Source organism: Azospirillum formosense (assembly GCF_013340925.1).
Classification (GTDB): Bacteria; Pseudomonadota; Alphaproteobacteria; order Azospirillales; family Azospirillaceae; genus Azospirillum; species Azospirillum formosense.
In genome coordinates, this window is record NZ_WHOR01000490.1 from 1 (window position 1) to 1513 (window position 1513).

Below are 1513 nucleotides of genomic sequence, written 5' to 3' on the forward strand. Positions count from 1 at the left end.
TGCGCGGGCGGCTGGGCAGCGGGGCGGACGCGCCGCTGGGCATCGCGCTGGCGGTCGGCGCGCTGGTGGCGCTGTCGGCGGGGACGCTGCTGTTCAAGCGGCTGGCGCCGCGGACCGGGCTGCTCGCCGGCACCGGGGTCCAGGTTCTGGCGGCGGGGCTGGCGCTGCTGCCCCTCGGGCTGCTGCTGGAGGATGCCGGGTCGATCCGGCTGACCGCCGGTTTCGCCGGGTCGCTGGTCTATCAGGCGCTGGTGGTGTCGATCGGCGGCTATCTGCTGTGGTTCCGCCTGCTGCAGCGGACGAGCGCCACGGAGGCCAGCGCTTATCACTTCCTGATGCCGCCGCTCGGCATGCTGTTCGGCTGGGCGCTGCTCGGCGAAACGGTGCAGCCCTGGGACCTGCTGGGGATCCTGCCGGTGGCGCTGGGCATCCGGCTGGTGACGCGGGGGTAAAGGGCGCATCCCGGCAAAAGGGATACGCCTTTCGCGGGGGATCAGGTTGCGCCCTGCGATTGTTACGTTTTCATGACGCCCCACTCTCCATCGTCCTGTTGTTGAGGCCCACACGCCGGGAGGCCCACCATCACGACCGCCGCCATCTCGCCCACCCTGGTCCTGATCGACATCCTCGGCGCCGTGGCGCTGCTGCTGTGGGCGCTGCGGCTGGTGCGGACGGGCGTCTTCCGGTGGGGTGGGGCGGCGGTCCGCCGCTGGGTCGGTTACGGCACGCGCAACCGTCTGGCCGCCTTCCTGGCCGGCGTCGCGGCCACCATCGCGGTGCAGAGCAGCACGGCGACCGCCCTGATGACCGCCTCGATGGCCGGGCAGGGGTTCATGACGACGTCCATGGCGCTGGCGGTGATGCTGGGGGCCGACGTCGGGACCAGCCTCGTCGCCCGGCTGCTCGCCGTCGACCTGCACTGGCTGTCCCCCAGCCTGCTGCTGATCGGCGGGGCGCTGCACGCGCTGGGCGGCGAGCATCGCGGGCGGCGGGCGCTGGCCCGGATCCTCGTCGGCATCGGGCTGATGCTGCTCGCCCTGAAGCTGTTGGGTGCCGCCACCCTGCCGGTCCGGGAATCGGTGCTGGTCCAGGCGATGCTGGAGGCGCTGGGCGGCGAGCCGCTGTTCGCCCTGATCGTCGCGGCGGCGCTGACCGCGGCGGTGCATTCCAGCCTCGCCACGGTGATGCTGGCGGGGTCGCTGGCCGGGGCGGGGGGGATTGGGGCCGCGGAGGGGGGGGGGCGGGGCCCGGGGGGCCATCTGGGGGGGGCGGGGGCGGGCCTGGCGGGAACCCCGGGGGGGGGGGGGGGGGGGGGGGGCGGGGCCCCGGGCCGGGTCTCCGGCCTGTCTCGGATACGCGTCTCCGCGCCCACTGGCCTACGGCGCCTGTCGTGTGCCGTCCTCTGGTTGAAAACACGACACAAGCGACAGAGCCGATAGGGACCGGGGGCAACTACAACTCACCACCATATCGAGACCACATTGCTGCCACCGCACGCACTAAGATGAGTCAA

2 protein-coding genes are annotated in these 1513 nt (G+C 73.0%); both read left to right on the top strand.

Features of this window, described 5'->3' with window-relative positions:
• A partial coding sequence (locus tag GBZ26_RS29325; protein WP_174441793.1) for a DMT family transporter occupies nt 1–452 on the top strand: 452 nt, incomplete at its 5' end.
• Nucleotides 453–635: 183 nt separating this feature from the next.
• Nucleotides 636–1439, top strand: coding sequence for a Na/Pi symporter (locus GBZ26_RS30800; protein ID WP_174441794.1), 804 nt, complete (start codon nt 636–638; stop codon nt 1437–1439).
• Nucleotides 1440–1513: the final 74 nt, after the last annotated feature.